The sequence below is a fragment of the Hyunsoonleella sp. J2K-J805 genome, assembly GCF_057167125.1.
On record NZ_CM169901.1, the window covers coordinates 2,789,386 to 2,811,122 of the forward strand.

General features: G+C 34.4%; 17 protein-coding genes. 8 read left to right on the forward strand and 9 right to left on the reverse strand.

What is annotated here, in order from left to right:
* Nucleotides 1-241: 241 nt before the first annotated feature.
* Nucleotides 242-1,705, forward strand: a complete 1,464-nt coding sequence (locus AC1B0Z_RS12395; RefSeq protein WP_483792359.1) for a sensor histidine kinase — start codon at nt 242-244, stop codon at nt 1,703-1,705.
* Between the two features lie 14 nt (nt 1,706-1,719).
* Nucleotides 1,720-2,502, forward strand: a complete 783-nt coding sequence (locus AC1B0Z_RS12400) for an enoyl-CoA hydratase/isomerase family protein (RefSeq protein ID WP_483792360.1) — start codon at nt 1,720-1,722, stop codon at nt 2,500-2,502.
* 13 nt (nt 2,503-2,515) lie between these two features.
* Here the strand turns inward: AC1B0Z_RS12400 and AC1B0Z_RS12405 are convergent, their stop codons facing one another.
* Together AC1B0Z_RS12405 and AC1B0Z_RS12410 are read right to left on the reverse strand one after the other, a co-directional pair.
* On the reverse strand, nt 2,516-2,839 hold the full coding sequence (locus AC1B0Z_RS12405; RefSeq protein WP_483792361.1) for a YtxH domain-containing protein: 324 nt from the start codon (nt 2,837-2,839) through the stop codon (nt 2,516-2,518).
* Between the two features lie 148 nt (nt 2,840-2,987).
* A complete protein-coding gene (locus tag AC1B0Z_RS12410; protein WP_483792362.1) occupies nt 2,988-3,749 on the reverse strand; it encodes an FkbM family methyltransferase in 762 nt (253 codons plus the stop codon).
* A gap of 258 nt (nt 3,750-4,007) precedes the next feature.
* Here AC1B0Z_RS12410 and AC1B0Z_RS12415 point away from each other — a divergent pair, with 258 nt between their 5' ends.
* Entirely contained in the window at nt 4,008-5,081 is a 1,074-nt protein-coding gene (locus AC1B0Z_RS12415; protein ID WP_483792363.1) for a PA0069 family radical SAM protein, read from the forward strand.
* A gap of 111 nt (nt 5,082-5,192) precedes the next feature.
* Here the strand turns inward: AC1B0Z_RS12415 and AC1B0Z_RS12420 are convergent, their stop codons facing one another.
* Nucleotides 5,193-5,807 (reverse strand): hypothetical protein, encoded by a 615-nt coding sequence (locus AC1B0Z_RS12420; protein WP_483792364.1) that lies wholly within the window; start codon nt 5,805-5,807, stop codon nt 5,193-5,195.
* A gap of 597 nt (nt 5,808-6,404) precedes the next feature.
* Here AC1B0Z_RS12420 and AC1B0Z_RS12425 point away from each other — a divergent pair.
* Entirely contained in the window at nt 6,405-7,277 is an 873-nt protein-coding gene (locus AC1B0Z_RS12425; RefSeq protein WP_483792365.1) for an AraC family transcriptional regulator, read from the forward strand.
* A gap of 20 nt (nt 7,278-7,297) precedes the next feature.
* On the opposite strand, the gene alr is transcribed toward AC1B0Z_RS12425, so the two are convergent.
* Nucleotides 7,298-8,410: an alanine racemase gene (alr, locus tag AC1B0Z_RS12430; RefSeq protein WP_483792366.1), complete on the reverse strand. Its 1,113-nt coding sequence runs from the start codon at nt 8,408-8,410 to the stop codon at nt 7,298-7,300.
* Complete coding sequence (locus AC1B0Z_RS12435) at nt 8,403-9,050, reverse strand: thymidine kinase (RefSeq protein WP_483792367.1); 648 nt, start codon at nt 9,048-9,050, stop codon at nt 8,403-8,405. Before AC1B0Z_RS12435 ends, alr begins: the two co-directional genes overlap by 8 nt.
* 109 nt (nt 9,051-9,159) lie before the next feature.
* Between AC1B0Z_RS12435 and AC1B0Z_RS12440 the strand changes: the two genes are divergently transcribed.
* From AC1B0Z_RS12440 to AC1B0Z_RS12455, 4 genes are all read left to right on the forward strand, one after another.
* Nucleotides 9,160-9,912, forward strand: coding sequence for a hypothetical protein (locus AC1B0Z_RS12440; protein ID WP_483792368.1), 753 nt, complete (start codon nt 9,160-9,162; stop codon nt 9,910-9,912).
* Between the two features lie 106 nt (nt 9,913-10,018).
* The gene (gene rsmI, locus AC1B0Z_RS12445) at nt 10,019-10,690 is read left to right on the forward strand and encodes a 16S rRNA (cytidine(1402)-2'-O)-methyltransferase (RefSeq protein ID WP_483792369.1); all 672 of its coding nucleotides are present in this window, start codon (nt 10,019-10,021) and stop codon (nt 10,688-10,690) included.
* A 100-nt stretch (nt 10,691-10,790) separates the two neighbouring features.
* Complete coding sequence (locus AC1B0Z_RS12450; protein WP_483792370.1) at nt 10,791-11,987, forward strand: ATP-binding protein; 1,197 nt, start codon at nt 10,791-10,793, stop codon at nt 11,985-11,987.
* A complete protein-coding gene (locus AC1B0Z_RS12455; protein ID WP_483792371.1) occupies nt 11,987-12,559 on the forward strand; it encodes a uracil-DNA glycosylase family protein in 573 nt (190 codons plus the stop codon). Before AC1B0Z_RS12450 ends, AC1B0Z_RS12455 begins: the two co-directional genes overlap by 1 nt.
* 415 nt (nt 12,560-12,974) lie before the next feature.
* Here AC1B0Z_RS12455 and AC1B0Z_RS12460 read toward each other — a convergent pair whose 3' ends face one another.
* The 4 genes from AC1B0Z_RS12460 to AC1B0Z_RS12475 form a co-directional block, all read right to left on the reverse strand.
* Nucleotides 12,975-17,540, reverse strand: a complete 4,566-nt coding sequence (locus AC1B0Z_RS12460) for a TonB-dependent receptor plug domain-containing protein (protein ID WP_483792372.1) — start codon at nt 17,538-17,540, stop codon at nt 12,975-12,977.
* Between the two features lie 4 nt (nt 17,541-17,544).
* On the reverse strand, nt 17,545-20,385 hold the full coding sequence (locus tag AC1B0Z_RS12465; RefSeq protein WP_483792373.1) for a carboxypeptidase-like regulatory domain-containing protein: 2,841 nt from the start codon (nt 20,383-20,385) through the stop codon (nt 17,545-17,547).
* A gap of 155 nt (nt 20,386-20,540) precedes the next feature.
* Nucleotides 20,541-21,050, reverse strand: a complete 510-nt coding sequence (locus AC1B0Z_RS12470; protein WP_483792374.1) for a hypothetical protein — start codon at nt 21,048-21,050, stop codon at nt 20,541-20,543.
* Between the two features lie 47 nt (nt 21,051-21,097).
* Entirely contained in the window at nt 21,098-21,688 is a 591-nt protein-coding gene (locus tag AC1B0Z_RS12475) for a carboxymuconolactone decarboxylase family protein (RefSeq protein ID WP_483792375.1), read from the reverse strand.
* Nucleotides 21,689-21,737: the final 49 nt, after the last annotated feature.

Consider the following 21,737-nt stretch of genomic DNA (forward strand, 5'->3'; position numbering starts at 1 on the left):
TCATTTTTTCTGATAAAATTAAGCATCCATGCTCTCAAGAGCAAAAATGATTACCAGAATTATTTTTGAAATAGTCATAATATGTTTTGGTGCGATTATTGTTAAATTTTCATGTAATTCAATTTTAAGAAGCTTAACAAAGGCACTTAAAATTGAAAGTTAAACACATCCCGCTTTTAGCGAGATAATATATGAATGTTTATATCAATATTTATTAACTTGTCCTACGTTTAAAAGCTCGATGAAACTAAAAAAACTCTCTTTACGTACCCGTATTTTTATAGTGATGATAGTATTGGTACTAATAGCGTCTGTACTCATTGCAGCGGTAGCTATTTATCAATATAACGAAGAAACTACCGATTATCACACCCAACGCCTTGAACGTAAAGAGGAAAATATTAAAGCACATTTAAAAGGTGTTCTAAATGGCAGGGAGAATACCTGGGAGGTAAAAACTAGAAACATCCCGTTAATCTTTAAAGATAAAATAGGGCCGATAGCAGAAATACATAAACTGCAAATAAATCTATACGACTTACAAGGCAATTTGCTTATCACATCAAAGGCCGATTTAAAACCCGATGAAGAAAATAAGTCTGTAGCAAAGGAAATTTTAGATGCTATTTCAAATACTGCCGATCATCGTTATGTTGATAAAATCACCGAAAATGGACTAACCTATCAATCATCCTATATATTTATTTACGATAAAAAATTTAAACCTTTAGCAATTCTCAATTTACCCTACTTAGAACGGGACGATTTTTTGTCAAAAGAGTTAAATGAGTTTTTGGGAAGGCTAGGTTTAGCGTATTTATTTGTGCTTATTATCGCTATTGCCATCGCTTTTTTATTGTCAAAGTACATTACAAAATCACTTAAAACTATTAGTGATAAAATTATTACTACGAGACTGGAAAAGCGCAATGAAAAAATAGTAATTGAAGATGCTAGCCAAGAAATTTCAACTTTAGTAGATTCTTATAACAACATGATAGACGAACTAGAGGAAAGTGCGGTACAACTAGCACGGAGCGAACGCGAGCAAGCTTGGAGGGAAATGGCAAAACAGGTAGCGCACGAAATTAAAAATCCGTTAACACCGATGCGGTTAACAGTTCAGAATTTTCAACGAAAGTTTGATCCAAATGATGAAAACATCACCACTAAACTAGCAGAATACAGTAAGACACTGATCCAGCAAATTGATACTATGAGTTCTATTGCCTCTGCTTTTTCAAACTTTGCAAAAATGCCAGCGCAACAAAATGAAACACTTAATGTGGTTAATATTACCAAACTAGCACTGGATATTTTTAATGAAAATTATATTGTCTTTACTTCTGATACCGAAGAAATTATTGCCAAATTTGATAGAACACAACTCATTAGGGTAGTAACCAATCTTGTTAAAAATGGTATACAATCCATTCCAAATAATAAAACCCCTAAAGTTATGGTCAATGTAGGGCAGGATGAAAAAAATGTAATCATTACTGTGGCAGACAATGGTTCTGGAATTTCTGATGAAAACAAGTATAAAATATTTGAACCTAAATTCACGACTAAAACCAGTGGCATGGGCCTTGGTTTGGCGATGGTAAAAAATATTGTAGAAACCTATAAAGGCACAATTTCATTTACTACAGAAACAGATAGCGGTACTGTGTTTAAGGTAGTGTTTCCAAAAGAAGAATCTTGATAAACCATTAAAAAATGAGCTATACCAACTTATTAGTACATTCAGAAAAAGGCATTACAACCATAACAATTAACCGACCTAAAAAGTTAAATGCCCTAAACCAAGAGACTATTCAAGAGCTGCATGAAGCCTTTAAAGCAGCTGATGCTGATACTGGCACGAAAGTAATTTTCATCATAGGAAGTGGCGAAAAGGCCTTTGTTGCAGGTGCTGATATTAGCGAGTTTGCTGATTTTAGTGTAGAAGAAGGCACCCATTTAGCCGCTAACGGACAAAAAATACTTTTTGATTACGTTGAAAATTTAAGTACGCCCGTAATAGCTGCAGTAAACGGTTTTGCCCTTGGTGGCGGATTGGAATTAGCCATGGCGTGCCACTTTAGGTTAGCCAGTGACAATGCCAAAATGGGTTTGCCAGAAACATCTTTAGGTGTTATTCCCGGATATGGTGGTACACAACGCTTAACCCAATTGGTTGGGAAAGGTCGTGCCATGGAAATGATAATGACAGCAGGTATGATAGACGCCAATAAAGCATTGCATTATGGTTTGGTAAATCATGTAGTACCACAAAAAGAACTTTTAGAGTTGTGCAATACCATCGCCGCAAAAATTATGCGAAATTCCCCAACAGCCATTAGTGCCGCTATTAAAGCTGTAAATGCCAACTTTAAAGAGGGCGTTGACGGCTACCAAACTGAAATCACTGCCTTTGGGAACTGTTTTGGAACTGACGATTTTGAAGAAGGTACTACAGCCTTTTTAGAAAAAAGAAAAGCTGATTTTTCTGGGAGCTGATTTTTAAAACCTTCTAGCTCGTTTTCTGAAGCGTCTTATTCTTTTCTTTTAGTATTGCCAACTGTTTTTCAATAAATGTAATGGCCTTTTCTGTTTGGTAACTTGTTTTAGAAGCCATATCCTTAAGTTCCTCTTTTAGTTTTTCTTTACCGGAAGCAGCAGCTTTTGACAAGTCTTCTTTTACCTCAGAGAAATCCTGAGTTATTTGATCTTTGATATCCTTCCCTTCTTTTTTTAGGTGTTCTCTGGTATTGCTACCCTTGTCTGGAGCTAATAACACACCAATTGCTGCACCTAATGCAATGCCTCCTAATACCAATATGCCCTTATGAATCATAATTTTTCTTTTTAAATGTTTATTTTACTTATTAGTGGTAAAAACCACTATTTTGTTACAAACAAATTCAGTGCCAAGTATTTACACCCATAAATTTTGATTGTTTAAGTGCATTCCATCAAGAAAAAGCTTAATAGTTCAAAGGTTTTTATATACTACTTTTTGAATCAGATTTTATAAATATGCCGTCAACCTGCCTTAATTCTCCTTTGTCCGTTAAAGAAAGGTTATATAGATTATAAAGTTTAAACCCATGGGATCTCATTAGTTTAATCATTTCATCTAAATGCAACTGTCCTTTGTAGGTGGGAAGCGTAATTATCTCAGTATATATCAAGTTAATTAAACCTTTTTCAATAGTTTTTTTTGCTCCTTTCATCACCATATATTCTGCACCCTGTACATCCATTTTAAGGATATCAATTTTTGCGATACCGTTAGCTTCAACAAAACTATCCACAGTAGTAATATCAACTTCAATTGTTTTAGTTGTAGTTAATAAATCTTTTCCCCAAATGGCATTTCCTGATTCATGTGAATCTAACAGGGAATTCGTTAGTGGGTATTTGTTAGAGTTAAAGTTAGCATTCCCATCCTTGTCACCAACACCTTTATTCGTTGCAATAATATCTTCGATATGAGACGTATTCTTTTCTAGTTTGGAAAACGAATCTAAAAAAGGCTCAAATGAGTAAATTGTGCTAGTTGGGAAAAGCTTTTTATAGCGTAATGCTGTACCTCCATCATAAGCACCGATATCAAAAATTGTGAGATTTTCGTCAAGGCTTTCCGTTAAATACTGCTGCATCGAAAATGCATTTTCAAACGCAATATTCTTTATATTATCTTGTCTTATTCTTGATAATTCCACTCCGAACAAAGCAAAAATCCGTTTTAATATTTTTATCATAATTTTTCAAAATGATTGATTCTCTAATTGATATGTAGCATGATTCTGAACAGCCCTATCGCGAATGAATTTTACTTAGTATTTGATTTTTCGCTCTTAGGAGACGCATTAACAGCTTATATCTCATAACGAATTTAGCTCAATTTTCTGATAAAATAGTGATTGTTAATAACCCAATTTCACTTTAACATTTTTCAAAAGAAATAATACCTAATTTTAGGAACCTACTCATAGGCAAACAACCTAAAATTTATTAGAATGAGCGCAAAATCTGCCATAAAAGGACGTGGTGCGCAGCTTAATGTCCCAAATCGTTTCTTTGAATTGCGCCACGAATTGCGTGATGATTTTCTTGAATTTTGCCAAAAAGAAGGTGAAAATGCTGACAAGAACGAAACCAGATATTTAGAGGTTTTTCCTAAAACCATAGTGAATAAGGTAACTAGCCCTGATGTTGGTATGCTATATTCCATGAACCCTTATCAGGGCTGCGAACACGGTTGTGTGTATTGTTACGCGAGAAATACCCATGAATTTTGGGGCTATAGTGCAGGACTGGATTTTGAAAGACGTATTTTAGTAAAAAAAGATGCACCAAAATTATTGGAGCAACAGCTTAAAAAGAAAAGCTGGAAAGCATGCCCAATAGTGTTATCAGGAAATACTGATTGCTATCAACCTGCGGAACAAAAATTTAAAATTACCAGACAATGTTTAGAGGTGTTTTTAAAATATAGGCACCCTGTGGGCATCATCACCAAAAATTCAAGAATTTTAGAGGATTTAGATGTGCTTAAAGATTTAGCAAACTATAATTTGGTTGGCGTGAATATATCCATAACATCATTATCGGAAGAGACTAGAAGAATTTTGGAGCCAAGAACAGCGATTAGCAAAAAAAGACTAGAAACAATTAAAGCTTTAAGTGAAAGCGGCATTCCTGCAAATGTAATGATAGCGCCTATTATTCCAAGTGTTAATAGCCACGAAATTCTGCAAATAGCAAAAGCGGCTTCAGATTATGGGGCGGTTTCCATAGGCCATACCATTGTGAGATTAAATGGTGCTATTGGAGAAATATTTACCGATTGGATTAAAAAAACTATGCCAGATGCTGCTGAAAAAGTACTTCACCAAATTGAAAATTGTCATGGAGGTACTTTAAATAATTCTCGATATGGAACAAGAATGCGGGGCGAAGGTAAAATTGCTGAGCAAATTAATAATTTAGTGAAATTAGCAAAACATCAATATTTTAAAGATAAAGGCATGCCAAAGTTAAACTGCAATTTACATGAACAATATAAAAATGGACAATTAAAACTTTTCTAGACTGTAAACTACTATTCGTTATATTGTTTAAATTGTATTATAATTTTTATAAGAAAAAGAAGCGAACCAATTGGCTCGCTTCTCAGAAATTAAATTGAGTTAGTGTTCTACTTAGATGAATTCTACAAATGTTTTACCTTCAGTTTTGTAAACAATTTTATATTGTCCTTTTCTGAAGTCAACCAATTTAAATACTCTTTCAATATTCTTGGTATTTGAAATTGTTTCAGTATGTATCAATTCGTAAGGTGTTGAATAAAAACTATTATTACTTTCTTGATAAATACTTATCTTTAATTCCTCGCCCTCTAAAGCTAATTTTGATACGAATAGAAGGTCTTGTTTAACTACAGTTGAAGGTTTAAAGATAGTTTCTTCATTGTCTTTGTCAAATACTACTTCACTTACTTTTACAGTAAAAGGAATGGTTTTGATTTCCATATCCTTATCAAGCTCAAAAAAGTAGCTACCATCTGGAAGTGATGTTAAATCAAACCCTTTTTTGTAGAGTCCGTTTTGTTGTATCGCTTCCTTATATAGTATTAACCCGTTTTCGTCTTTAATAGTGAAAAGATTTCCCTCTTTTACATCATTTAAGGTAACTACAGTTTTGTTTGCATCACCTTTGCTAATGTAAAATGAATTGTCGCTTGCGTATCCCATAACCGTAGCAAATAGTGCTACCATTAAAAATACTTTTTTTGTGTTGTTCATTACGTTTTTCATGATTTGGATTTATTAACGTTTACAGGACAAAATTATACCAAAGAAGATTGTTGTAAAACATTGAAATTGACCAATTTATATGCAAAATTATCTGTTAAATTTGTGTTATTTTATTAAAAAATCAATATGCTATAATGTGGGGTTAATTTTATATATTTTCTAGGAGAATATGCTATAGATGTATTTTAAATTAACCTGGTAAAGGTTTTAAAGAAAAAAGGAAATATTAAAAGTTATTTTTGGGTTAAGCCAAAAAAAAGTGGGCCACCACAGCCCACTTTAACCAACTAAACTAAATAAGACATTAAAATTAATTATTAATGTATATTTTTGAATGTACTACTTTCATTAGTACAAACATTTAAACTTTCTGTATCCGTTAGCAGTGTATCATTAAGATGAAAATACCAACGTGTTTGCATTACAAAGATACACTCGAAGTCTGGTTTGAAAAACAACAATCTTGACTAATTTATATACTATTTTAACCGTTAAGTATATGTTAATTGAATGTTAAGTTAATTTAGTATATATTTAAGGTAATAGAATATATAATGTATGCATAATAAATGGTAAATTTGCATTAAAAATGCCACAATGATTAAAAAGAAACCTACACTAGAAAAGGTAACACCTAGTTTTGGTAGTTCTATCTTGGTAAAACAACATTTGGAACGTGTGGACAAGAACAATGCCTTTTGGCATTTTCACCCAGAGCTTGAGCTGGTATATGTAAATAAGGGTCAAGGAAAAACTCATATCGGGAATCATCTATCCTATTTTAATAACAGCCAGTTAATATTAATAGGAGCGAATTTACCGCATAATGGTTTTGCGGATAGGTTAACTGCCAACGGTTCTGAAACTACAGTGCAATTTAAATCAAACTGCTTTGGTGATTATTTTGTGAATGTTCCTGAAATGTCTAACGTTTCGGCTTTATTTGCCCGTGCAGAAAAGGGAATTCGTTTTGGCATTGAAACCAAAAAAATAGTAGGCCCTAAAATTGATGTACTTACAGAGTATGACGGTTTAAAGCGCATAATAAGTTTCTTAGAAATTTTGGATTATTTAGCCAAAACAGAAGACTACGTGCTCTTGAATGCCGATGGTATAGCTTTTGAAACCAATCCTCAAGATAGTGATAAGATTAAGCTGATATATAAATACATTAACACCAATTTTCAAGACCATATTACACTAGAGGAGATTGCCGACAAGGTAAGCATGACAGTACCTGCCTTTTGCCGATACTTTAAGAAAACTACGGGTAAAACCTTTACCCAAATGGTAAATGAGTACCGTATTGTACACGCAACAAAGTTACTTAACGAAAGCCAAATGAGTATTGCTGATATTTGTTATGAGTGCGGATTCAACAATTTTTCGCATTTTAATAAACAGTTTAATGAAATAACTGGTAAAAGTGCGTCACAATATCGAAAAGAAATAAAACATATTATTCAATAACGTGTTTTACCTCCTAATTATTATTTTAAAATTACTCGTTTTACGCGCTGCGAAATAGAGGTGATTAATTCGTAGGAAATAGTGCCTACACTTTCTGCCAGAGTTTCGGCTGAGGTTGTTTTTGTATCAAAAACAATAACTTCGTCGCCTTCTTTACAATCAATACCTGTAATATTTACCATAATCATATCCATACAAACATTGCCAATAATAGGAGCTCTTTTTCCATGTATGGTAACAAAACCGTTGCCATTACCATAAACTCTGCTAATACCATCAGCGTGTCCCAATGGTAAAGTTGCAGTTTTAGTAAACAAGGCATCACTTTTATAAGCGCGATTATAGCCCACGGATTCCCCTTTTTCAATTTGATGAATTTGTGAAATCACGGTTTTTAAACTCGCAATGGGTTTTAAATTACTACTTTCTTTTGCAGAATTACCAAAACCATATAAGCCGATGCCAGAACGTACCATATCAAAATGTGCTTCCGGATAATTTAAAATACCCGAGGTATTGGTCATGTGCAATAATGGCTGGTAACCAATAGCGTTGGAAAAGTTTTCGGCTGTTTCTTTAAAACTAACAATTTGTCTTAAAGTAAAGTCTTTCTCGTTTAAATCTTCACTTGCCGCTAGATGAGAAAACAAGGATTTTACTTTAATCGCCGAAGTAGCCTTTAACTTTGAAACTATATAATCCACATCATTTTCCCAGAATCCAAGTCTATTTAGGCCTGTGTTAAACTTAATATGAACGGGGTATTCGTTTTGATTTTCAGCTTTAGCAAAAGCAATAAACTCGTTTAAAATTTTTGCATTGTATAAGTTGGGTTCAAGACAATTTTCTAGAACAACGTTAAAGTTTACAGCTAAGGTATGCAACACTAAAATGGGTTTGGTAACACCAGCTTGCCTTAAAGCAGCGCCCTCATTGGCATACGCCACAGCAAAATAATCAATATCTAAACCCTGTAAATATCTGGCTATTTCTTCGGCATCATTACCATAGGCAAAAGCCTTTACCACCGCTAAAAATTTTGTGTTGCTTTTTAATCTAGATTTTAAATACTCAAAATTATGCCTAAGTGCATTTAAATCTATTTCAAGAATGGTTTCTTGGGCTTTAGGCATTCGGTTTCTTTTGTTTGGAGGTCAAATCTTCAACATCTTTCACTTTCATTGTTTTAATCTTTTCGCTCATTGTAGCTTTATAGTATGCAGCCCTACTTAACGGCTCGTATTCATCTACTTCCCCAAGCATTACAATATCATCATTTTTAGATTTTCTATAACTGTATTGTGCTAAATTACCAGTTCTTGTGCACACAGCATGTACTTTGGTAACATATTCGGCGGTTGCCATGAGGTTAGGCATGGGGCCAAAAGGGTTACCTTTAAAATCCATATCCAATCCTGCTACAATTACACGAACCCCTTTATTGGCCAAATCATTACATACGCGCACTATCTCATCGTCAAAAAACTGTGCTTCATCAATACCAACTACATCGCAACCATCTGCCAAAATAGGAATATTTGCTGCTGCAGGTACAGGTGTGGAACGAATTTGATTCTCGTCATGAGACACTACCATATCTTCATCATAACGCACATCAATTGCAGGTTTAAAAATCTCAACCTTTTGCTTAGCAAATTGCGCACGCTTAAGCCGTCTAATCAATTCTTCTGTTTTTCCAGAGAACATAGATCCACAGATAACTTCAATCCAGCCAAATTGTTCTTTATGATTTACGGTATTTTCGAGAAACATTTTGTAATTTTAACACTAAAACTAAGCTATTGCACGTTTTCTATAAAGGTGGCGTAAATTTATTAAAATCAAAAGTGTAAAACGCATTAATTTTTAAAATTGTATTAAGATGAAGAAGAAGCTAGAATCTGAGTTGGTAAGTATCGCACACAGAATTCTTAAATTAAAAGGAAAGGAAGATGTTTTAAAGATGCATGAAGAAGCACGCGTGCTTTATGAAAAGTTATCGGTTTTAAAATTTGCTCATGAAAATTTTGAAGATGATATTCCCACAATTGGGAATAACTCTTCATTTTTTGATATGCTAGATACTGCGTTTAATAATAAAATAAGCGATAATATTGAGGTTGAAGATAAAATATACATCAATTTGGATGATGTGGTTGAGGATGACATTTCAGAACCTGTTATGAACAAAATTAAAGATATGGTGGAGTTCATGCCAGAGAAAACAAAGCAACAAGAGGAAGTAGATAAGATTATTGAATCCGTGGTACCTAAAGAGGAAACCTATAAAGGCGAGTTGGAAGATTTAACTGCAGATTTTAGGGATTTGCCCGTGTTTGAGCCTATTTCAAAGGTGCAACAACAAAATGGACAGGAGAAAAAAACGTTGAACGACCGTATAAAAAGTGGTGGTTTGAGTATCGGTCTCAATGATAAAATTGCATTTATCAAGCATCTATTTGATGGTAATGCCACTGATTACGATCGTGTGATTTCCCAATTAAATACCATTCAATCCTTTGAAGACGCAAGGCGCTTTATTGAAACCATTGTGAAACCTGATTACAATAACTGGGAAGGAAAAGAAGAGTTTGAAGAACGCTTCAAAGCAATTGTTGAAGCTAAGTTTAATTGAAAAAAAATTCTTGATATTTTTATCGATATTTCTTTTTAAACTGTCATTCCCGCGAAGGCGGGAATCTAAAAAGAAGAAAGCGATTTTGTTCTTACCAAACTAACACATGAGTAAACTTTATCTTGTTCCTACACCCATCGGAAATTTAAAAGACATCACCTTTAGAGCCATTGAAGTTTTAAAAGCTGTAGATTTAATTCTAGCGGAGGATACTCGAACTTCGGGGAAACTACTAAAGCATTTTGAAATTACAACCCACATGCAATCGCACCACATGCATAATGAGCATAGAACTGTTGAAGGCATCATTCAAAAACTAAATGGAGGCACTTCTATTGCGTTGATTAGTGATGCGGGAACTCCTGCTATTTCCGATCCTGGATTCTTATTGTCTAGGGCATGTATTGAAAATGGTATTGAAGTAGAATGCTTGCCAGGAGCAACCGCTTTTGTACCTGCTTTAGTAAACTCCGGATTGCCAAATGATAAATTTGTTTTTGAGGGCTTTTTGCCCGTTAAAAAAGGACGACAAACAAGGCTACTTCTTTTAGCCGAGGAAAACAGAACCATGATTTTTTATGAAAGTCCGCATAAATTAGTTAAAACTTTAGGGCATTTTTGTGAATATTTTGGAGAGGACAGACCTGTTTCTGTATCTCGAGAATTAACCAAATTATACGAAGAGACCATTCGTGGAACAGCGAAGGAGGTTTTGGAATATTACACTAATAAATCGCCAAAAGGTGAAATTGTGGTTGTGGTTGGGGGAAAAAAATAGTACAAATCTAGTCGATTTGTTTTTTATAAAAACAGATTGTTTGTAAAAACGTTTTTTTTAAAAACAATTTTTATTATTTTTGTTTTGATTATATAACAAAATGGATCGATTATTTGAATTTCAAAACTTATTACTTAAACGTTTATCTAATAAAACACGCTATTTATTAGATAAAATAGATTGGTCTAATCGCCTTATAGGAATAAAGGGAGCTAGAGGTTCGGGGAAAACAACATTATTGCTCCAATATATTAAATTCAAATTACCTGAAAATAGCGAACCCCTTTATGTTACATTGGATGATCTGTATTTTTTGGAACATAATTTAGTGTCTTTAGCTAGGGAATTTAGCCAATATGGAGGTACGCATCTTGTATTAGACGAAGTGCATAAGTATCCCAATTGGTCTAGAGAGCTAAAGTTACTCTATGACCAGTTTCCTCATTTGAATATTGTGTTCACATCATCTTCAATGTTAGAAATTTACAAAGGAGAATCAGATTTAAGTAGAAGAGCAGTTACATACCATTTAAAAGAATTGTCATTTAGAGAATTTTTGCAGTTTGAAAACAAATACGAAACACTACCTATATTTGATTTAGAACACCTATTGAAAAATCACAAGCAAATTGCTTTAGATTTAAAAGATTTAATTCCTACACCTTTAAAATCATTTAAGGATTATATAAAATATGGAGCTTACCCATATTATTTAGAAAACAAAAATAGTTACGCTAATAAACTTAGTCAAACAATAAATTTGATTTTAGATATAGATTTGAATGCTGTTGAGAACATATCGTATGAAAATAGCAGAAAAATAAAAAAACTATTGGTGGCAATTGCCCAAAGCGCACCTTTTACCCCAAACATAACAAAACTGAGTGAACGCTTAGGTGTTACAAGAGGTTTTCTTATCAATGCACTAAGGTTTTTAAATAGGGCAGATTTGGTAATGGAACTTTACAAACCAACAAAAGGTGTTGGTGCATTAACAAAACCCGAAAAACTGTTTCTAAACAACCCTAATTTGGTTCATGTTTTGGGAAACCAAAATGCAGAAACAGGAACACTACGCGAAACATTTTTTGCAAACCAGATGAAGCACCTACATAACGTTCATCTTGCAGAAAAAGGCGATTTTTTGGTAGATAGAACATATACGTTTGAGATTGGAGGGAAAAATAAAAAAACAAAACAAATACAAGGTATTGAAAATAGTTTTGTAGTAAGAGATGATATGGAAGTTGGTAGCCTAAACATTATTCCGTTGTATTTATTTGGGTTTTTGTACTAATGCAAGAGTTACTTAAAAACATAAAACAATGTACTATTTGTGAAAAACATTTAGCCTTAGGTCCAAGACCTGTAGTTTCTGCGCACCCAGAATCTAAAATTGTTCTTATTGGTCAAGCACCTGGAACCAAAGTACATGTCTCTGGAATTCCTTGGGACGATGCTAGTGGAAAGCAATTGCGAAAATGGTTAAATGTTAGTGATGAAGATTTTTATGATGAAACAAAGTTTGCCATAGTCCCCATGGGTTTTTGCTATCCAGGAAAAGGCAAAACAGGCGATTTGCCACCTCGACCAGAATGTGCACCACAATGGCATAAACCTCTTTTTGATGGACTTAAAAATGTGGAACTGGTGATTTTAATAGGTATGTATGCTCAAAACTACTATTTGGGTAAACAGGCGAAAAAAACGTTGACAGAAACTGTTAAAAATTATCAAGAATACTTGCCTAAGTATGTGCCTTTGCCACATCCATCACCTAGAAATAGATTTTGGTTGACTAAGAATCCTTGGTTTGAGGTTGAGGTGTTGCCAGAACTTCAGAAAAGAGTAAATAACATCTTAAAGTAATCGATCAATTTTTTAATGGTTGTAAATTTTCTAGAGTTTGATTCTTTTTTATATTTCGCTTGAGCAATAATTTTCTTTGAGCTTTGTCCTTTTAAATTATTTAATATGTCGATTTCATGTTTCTCTTTTTTGCGATTATCTATATAAATTAAAACCAATGCTATTAGTAAGAAGATTGTTATTACCAATATTTTTATAATAGAAGGCTCCATTATTTTTGTTATTTCTGTGTAAAATAGATCAGTCTTTTGGATTGGTTTAAGACACGAAATTTGCTTTTACCTGATTATTGACAATGAAGCTATTAAAAGACTCTAAATAAAAAAAGGACAATTGGTTTACACTTGTTGATTCAATAAAAAAACCTCCCCATTTCTGAGAAGGCTTTAACCAATAAGGCAAAAAAAGGAATGGTTTAATTCTTAATATTTAAGGTGTTTCCCGATACCCAAGTTTTAAATTCATCACCATAGTATAAATAGGCTGTACTTGCGGGTGCTTTGTAGTTTCCAGCGATATCCGCTTTTAAATCTAAACGGATAGTTTTAGTTTCAGAGGCATCAAACTCCCGCCAGTAAAACACTAAATAATTATCGAAAATTTCATAATAAGCTACCTTTTGTTGCTCTAAAATTTCTTTGAGTTGCCAGGGTTGTGGGGTTGCTCCTGATGGTATACCGATAATAGCGGTTACCATACCTAATTGCTCTCTTTTTTTATTTGAAACGTTTATGGTCATACTTACATTATCGCCAACATTGTATGATGTTTCAGAAATTACGGTTTCCAATTCCAAGGGGCATGCTTTGGAAGTGTCAGGTAAACTGCTATCCCATATTACATTCAAGGAATAAGGGAACGACGTATTCGGGTTATTGAAACGCACTGTGAGCGTTTGATTGCCATCAGTGAAATAATTCGAAATATTGTCAATAATTAGTTTACCATCGGCGTTCATACTTAATTTTTCACGTAATGTGTTACCGTTTATCACCAGCTCAATAGTATCATTTTCATTAATTATTTTTTGTTTTTCGCGTTTTGTATAGGCTATTAGTGCCTTTAACGCCATAGCCGTGGATTGTGTGGATCCAAATCGGTTATACTTTCGTTCAGATACAATATGTTTAATGCCTTTTGCTATCAAACCATCATTAGCTTTGTTTTCGCGCATTAAAGCAAGTAATGTAAATGCAACAGTTTCAATGTTTTTGGCGTCGCCGTAAGAACGGGTAATCGTATTGGTAACAGGAAGGTCTTTAAAACCATACCTATCAATATTGTTTTTTATTTTTTTTATCAAGGTTTTTGCATTTTCAGTTTGGTTTAAATTGTAGCTTGTTAATGCTAAAAGTGCCATTTTATACGTATCGTTGCTCTCTAAAGCTTCTTTATAAGCTGTATTATATTCCAAACGGAAATCTGCATTAATGTTAGCTTCACTTAAAGCATAAACAATGTAGGCGTTGGCCACATCAATAGGCGAACTCGCAAAACTATCATAACCCTTTTTGCTTTTCTGAAATCCACCTTCGCCATCTTTTCTGCTCATCAACCATTTTACGGTTCTATCAATCATGCTTTGACTTACGCCTGCATACACCTCTTTCATTTCAGTAAATTCTAAAATCCCATAAGCGGTTAAGGTTTCATGTGGCGGTGTACTTCCAAACCATTCAAAGCCTCCTTCCTTGGTTTCAAAACTTATCAAGCGTTTATAACCCTTTTTAATGAAATTCATGGCTTTCTTCTCAATTTCAGGGTTGCTTTTACCTGCTTGTTTTAAATACTTCAAAACCATGATATTTGGGTAGGTACTTGATGATGTTTGCTCAAAACACCCATAAGGCTGTCTAATGAGTCCCTCAATGCCATTCATTACGTCGCCCACTACATCAGTATAAATAGTAAATTCGGCTTCTAAACTATGGTTCACAATATGATTGATATCAAAGTTGAAAGACTGCGATTTCGATCCAGAAACAGATAATTCCGTTGGGAAATATGGACTTAAAACAGTAGCATTTCTTTTTACAGTATCAGAACCTTCTTCAGACTCTAAATTCACCTGAATAGTAACGTCTTCTCCTTTTTTAATAGGGATAACACTTATGTTTTTAATTGAAGTGCTTTGGGCGTCCAAGGTGATTTTAGAATCGAAAGGCTTTAAAAGTTTGAGATGTTCAGGCAATAACAACTGTAGATTTGCAGTAATGGGAAGCTTTGTTTCATTTGTAACAGAAATTGGCAATACCACAGTGTCATTCAAAGCCATATAATTGGGTGCTTTAAAATCTACATTTAGTAATTTATTGGTGGCGTACAGTTTCTCATTTCTGCCAACAAGCCCGTTAAACGCAATACCTTCAGCAGTAATCTTAAAAGAGGTTATGGCATCAGAATTGTAAAACTCAAATTCGGCTTTCCCATTTTCATCGGTTTGTACCACAGGATTCCAATAAATGGTTTGTCTAAAATCGGTACGCTCCTCAGGAATTGTTTTACTATCGTATTTGGGTACATAAAACACTTTTGAAGCGTAGGTTTTTGGGAAATTATAATTGTAAAAATTAAGCGCAGTGTAGTTATTGTATTTGGCATTATTTAATTTTTTCTTTCCGTAATTGTAAAAATGATTGTTTTTTGTGGTGATTATAATCACGCCATTTGCACCTCTACTACCATAAATTGCAGAGGCTGCTGCATCTTTTAAAACACTTACCGAATGTATTTGGCTTGGTTGCACATTCGAGAGAAACGTTTCATCGTAAATCACACCGTCCACCACAATTAGAGGGGCATTATTTCCATTGAATGAACTAGCGCCACGAATCATTATTTTACCTGATACTCCTGATGCAAACCCTTCAGATACTTCGACCCCAGCAACACGCCCTTGTAAAGCACGAGCCACATCACCTTCTATTGAAATATCTTCAGCAATCACTTGAGATACCGCTCCAGTAACCGCACTTTTTTTAATAGAACCGTAACCAATAACAACTACCTCATCTAAAGCAGCGGCGTCTTCCATTAAGGCAATATCAGCAGTTGCTTTTTGCTTAACTTTAGTTTGAAGGGGTTTCTCGTTCAATAATAATTTTTTAGCTTCATTTGAATTGACCTTAAATTCGCTTATAGATTCATCATAAAAGTTGCCGTTTTTCAACTTGTTCTTAATAATTTTTAAAGGTTTGCCATCATCGGTATAAGCCAACAAGGTTAATGTTGCTAAAGCCACCGATTTGAATTGAAATTCGCCTTTATCGCTGGTTTCAAACGCCAAAACATTATAGCCATCTTGATTGAACAATAATAATTTGGCCTTTACAGGATTTCCCTTTTTATCAACTACAAGACCAGAATGTATGCCTCTTTTTTCAGGTTTGAAAGCTGCATTTTCGTAGGTTACATCAGAGGTGTGCAGATAATCTCTCCAACCGTGGGTAAGCATTACGTAATCTAAGGCTTTGTATGACTTTGGCTCTTTAGGATTGAAATAAAACGATGGTTTATGAATGCTTCCTTTTAATTCTGAAGACATTAATAGATAAGATAATATATGGTCCTGTTTGTCATCGGCGAAGGATAACAATTTGTTATCTGAAATGGCAACGGACAGGTTTGACGACACAGGGTTACCCTTGGCATCGGTTGTGATAATATTCGCTTTTACCTTTTCTCGGGTTTGATATACCGATTTATCCAAATGAATATCAATATGTAACTGTTTATGGGCATTAAGAAACACTAAACGTTCTGCTATAAGGTTTTTGTTTTCATCCAAAATGCTGAATTTTGAAATACCGATGGGGAAATCTTTGGTCTTTATGACAATTTCTTTTCTAATTGGACTTACAGATTTACTGTACAGTGTTTTGGACGTATTGGAAATTTGAATTTCTAAACGCTTGTTTTCTGTTGAAAAGAGCTTAACTTTTGTAGATAAACTATCAGTAATTACCGAAAAGCGCGTACCGTTTTGATGCGCACTAGGAAGCGCAATAGCTCTTTCTGAGACAAAAGGCGATTTGATTTTAGCATATAAAATATGGTTGTTTTCTGCTGAAATTTTAAATGTTCCCATACCATCGTGAAAACTATGGAATGTTGTGATAAGATTACCGCTTTCGTCAACAATATCCCCTGAAACGTCCACGGGTTTTCCAAATTCGTTAAGTGCTTTAAAAGCAATGGTATTTTCAGTATTGGCAATTCGTTTTCCGCTCTCTGGGAAAAATTGCAGATCGATATTATCTAAAACCACGGGGACGCTTCTGGAAACGGATTCGGTAGTGCCATTATGCGGCACTAAAATATTTAAAACAACATCTGTGGTGTTTAAATCCTTGGGAAGGGTAAATGTTGGTTTTGCTTTTCCATCAGCATCTGTAGTTATTGTTTTTGAGATGATTTTTTCTCCTTTTGCTGATACTTCAAATCGCATGTTTTTTGACTTTAAAGGATTGTTTTTTAAGTCTTTGCCTTCAAAATTTGCAATCACTTCAGAAGATTTTCCATAACCTTCTTTTTCAAACTTTAAGTTTAGCAATACATTAGGTTTTACCACTTTTTGGATGGTGATTTTCTTTGTGAAAACAGCCTCATCACCAAAATTACGCATCCAATTTGTGTAGGTTTCTAAGGTATATATGCCACCAACCCAATTGTTATCAATATGAAAATCTCCATAGGCATATCCGTTTTCAACAGAAAGCTTTATGGTTTTTACAGCAACACCTTTGGGCGAGATTAATTTGGCAATCATAATATCGCTCACACCTGAAATAGTATTGTCGTTAGCAACGATATAAGATTTAAACCATACGGTTTCCCCTGGAAAATAAAATGGGCGATCGGTGTGGGTATATATCTTTTCTATAGGTGCTCTTTCGGTAAAATATGTAGTGAAAGACGTTAATGCCGTCACTAAAAAAACGAATAGAAATGTGGGCACAATGGTTTTTATTGTCGTTGTCATGGGTTTATATTTTAAGGTTGAGTTTTAGGCCTACTTCGCTAATTAAAGGTGCGTTGAAAAAGTTGAGTCCTCTTGCAGAACTATGGTTAAAAAGACTGCTGTAAGGTGAGGCACCCCTAAATTTTGTCCAAGTGATGAGGTTATTGGCATATAATCCAACCTCAAAGGTGCGGAGAAATTCATGACTGGCATTGCGTTTAAGGCTATAGGTTAAATCGATAGATTTTAGGTTAATGTAGCTACCGTCTAAAATGGCACCTTCTGCTACCCCTTCAAAACCATAGCGCACAAAGCGGTTTTCTGAAATATCAGTATTCGGATTATAAAAATCTACTGGGATACTATTTGAATTTCCTTGAGAGTTAACGCCGTTAAACACAAAATTGCTAATATTCCGTAGTACAGCAGATTGCTGAGAGGCCCCGAAATAGTTCAAAACATTTTGCGTGCCATTCCATACATCGCCTCCTTTTTGAAAGTCAATTAAAAAGTTGAGTGTGAAACCGTGTAATGCAATATGATTATTAAAACCAATATTGAAACGGGGAATGGGATTGCCTATAATTTTAGGTTCTGAAGCCACTAGAGGAAATCCATCATCACCAATTATCATGTTATTATTTGCGTCTCTTGCATAAGCTGATCCTACAATAACACCCGATGGTTGTCCCTCAATTAGATTTTTGGAAACTGTGGAGAACCCTGCTACTGGGATACGATCGTTATTCAATAATAATTTGGTGACTTTTGGTCGATATGTCGAAAACGTAAGTTTTGGGTGATAGCTAAAATTACTGGAGAAGTTGATACGCGAACCAAAATTTATTTCAATGCCATGATTTTTTACATCAGCTACATTTTTAAGCTGAAACGTATTGTTTTCAACCATTGGAAATACTGTGTTTTTAGTTTGTGAACTAAAGTGAGTAAAATCAAAATCAAAATATGCTCCCAAAGCTGCAAATCTAAAACCGAAGTTTACATCAAAACTTTCCTTTTCCTCAAGTAACAATTCGTCATCAATAAATAAATCGTTAATTGCTCTGTAGCTAAGGCTTTCCTCTGGGCGAATATTTAAACCGTTGTGACTTAGGTTTCCATACAATAAAGCAGCGTCGTTAACATCATAAGATGTTCCCGCAGAAATGTAGATGTTATAAAAGTCATAGATATCAACAAGGTGATCTAAATCCCATTTTACCTGTAGTGTCGGTAAAAACCATTTGTTGTTTTGAATGGAAGATACGTAAGAGTTATTGGTGAGTCCCACAATTAACGCATCGTGCTTTGATTTATAAGTGAATTTGTTTTGTAAGCGCAATGTATTTCTATGTAAATGTCTTTGGTTAAGTGTGTTGGTTTGTGCATCTCCAAATGAGAATGCATCAAAACCTTCCGCTTGAAACAGGCTGTATTTTAAATCTTCGAATAAAACGTCCACTTCGGCACTAAACTCGATTTTTGAAGCGTTGATTTCAGTTTTAAAATCAAAATCTATTGAGGCATTAACATTATTTTTATCAACAATTCTATCGCTTAAATAACCATTTTCAAAACCATTGGTGTTTCTTACCAATCCAAAATATTGGTTGTTTTTAAAGTTGCCGTAATTTAATTTAGTATGGATTGAAATGTCTTCAGTAACGAAAATTTTATTGTTTAGACTAGCTACAAAATGGGTGTTTTTTTCTGAATTTCTGTTGTGTTTCAGCAGCCACTCTGGATTGTTAAACTGGTCGGGGCTAAAACTGCGTTGTGAGCCATCTTGCAACCTATCTCCTTGGGCATTTTCAAAACTTGGTGGTGTTATCCACGCATTCAATAGTAAATTATTTTGAAAACCGTTGATGTTGGGTTGATTGTTGTCTTGATTTCCAAATTTTACAAAGGCCTCCCACGATGGTTTTCCGTAGATAGACTTTTTTTCATAACCCAATAAAAAATTATTGGATGCGCTTCTTTCAACATCGTATAAATCCTTTTGCGATGTATTTGTAACATCAAACTTAAAGGATTCAACATCGGTGCTAATAGTAATAAAAGCATTGTGTGTTGATTTTATAGTGGTATTAAAAACAGCATTATCATAAACATTTGCTGGTACACCATTTCCGTTTCCAATGCCAACAAGTCTTCCATTTGTATCATATTCGTAAGCGCTTCCATCAAATTCCAAAACGTTTAATTGTGGCCCATACGAAAACACATTGCCCGTTTCTGGCCCTTGAACTATGAATTCGCCATTGTTCGAAAGTCCTTGGCTGTATGTATTTTGCAGTTGGGGCAGGTTACTGTTTTTTACAAACTGAAAGCCGTTTATGGTTTTCAATCCCACTTCAAAGTATACGTCAGGATTAAAATAGGTGAGTTTTACTTTATCCTTTTCAATGGCTATGGTTTTGATGCGATTGTATTGAAAGTATGAACTTCGGTTGTAGGTTCTCCCTGAATCAAGAATGGAAGGAACAGGAAAGGGCTCTCTTTTGATGTTCTTGACAGACGCTTTATATGCATCACTTTTTATTGGGTTAACAGCGATTTTTTGTATGCTGAAAATACCCGAGGCATTTTTAAACATAGCTTCGGTGACGGTAACCTCCTGAGTTTTGAATCCGATGTAATTAAATTGAAGTACATCGCCTACTTTACAGTAAATGCTGTACTTGCCATCAAAATCGGTAGAAACTCCTAGAGAAGATCCTTTAATTGTTATATTCACTCCAGGGATTGGCTTACCCTTTTTATCTTTCAAAATTCCTGATACATAGCTCTGTTGCGCAAACAAAGACAAAGGCAAAAGCACCAAGAGAAGAGAAGATAGTGTTTTGGTTAGTTGTGTTTTCATGTGGTTTGGTGTTTTGATACATCAAACCTAATACGAAACACCATGCTGTAAAACGACTAATGAGTGAAGTGTGCTTTTGGGTGAGGGAACGTATTTTAAATAATAACCTCCCTATTTCTGAAGAGGTTTATCTAATATCAAATATTTCGAAGCGCTTATTCTTTATCTAAAAACTTATTCTGTTTCTTTAATTCTTTAGCTTCAATAGCATTCCAAATACCATAACCTAAGAAACCTATAATAACAACTTTCCAGATAATCCCTCTAAACACAAGTTCTGTATTAATAGAATAAAGCAGAGCATAATACCCTAGCATCAATAAAAGAGCTAAGGAGAGAAAAAGAATTGGCTTTTTTGACGAAAAAAATCCAAATATTCCTAGAAGTAAGCCCAAAACAATATAAAAAGCGGTGTCTACCACACTTTTAGTATTAAAATAAACCAAAATGCCATTTATTATCTGTAAACCACCAACTATGTATAAAATGCGTTGTGCCTTAGCTTGGGATTCTTTCGCATCACCAATTTTCGATTTATTTGAAATTTGTCTACCAATAAAAATTGCTTTTTCCTTTTCCGTTCCTGCCAATGGAAAACTACAATTTTCACATTCTAATTCTACTTTAGATACTAATTCTTTGCAGTTTGGGCAGTATTGTTCCATCTAGTATATATTCTTAAATCTAAAATTGTTAATCGTTGTTCATAAATCTAAACATGCTTCCCCTTTTCCCAACCATGTTTGCCTAAATATTGGTCACCACTTTCCACGGCTCCATCTTCTATGGAAGTTCCCATAGAATCATTCCATCTGTTTAAATACCCAAACAGAGAAATCACTCCAAGCATTTCAACAATTTCACCTTCATTCCAATGTTCATACAAACGCCTTTTAATATTTTCATCAACAGCATTTGGTACTTGCGAAGCCGCCAAACTAAAATCTAAAGCCACACGTTCAGCTTCACTAAATGCCGGATGCGTTCTATATTCCCAAATATTATCCAATTGCTCTTGTTCTGCGCCATAACGTTCAGCAGCTCGAATGGCGTGGGCTTGACAATAGCGACAACCTGTGGAATTACTAGAAACCCAAGCAATCATACGTTTTAAGGCTGATGTTACACGTCCTTCATTAGCCATAACCGCTTTATTTAAATTGATAAATGCCTTACTGATGGCAGGACGACGTTGCATTGTTAATACTGAGTTTGGACAAAAACCCAAGGTTTCATTAAAGAATTCTGCAAGTGCTTTGGTTTCCAGATCGTGCTCTGGAGATAATGGTGTTACTAAAGGCATGATTTTATTTTTTTAGTAGTATTTTTGATTTTACAATTAACGAAAAATA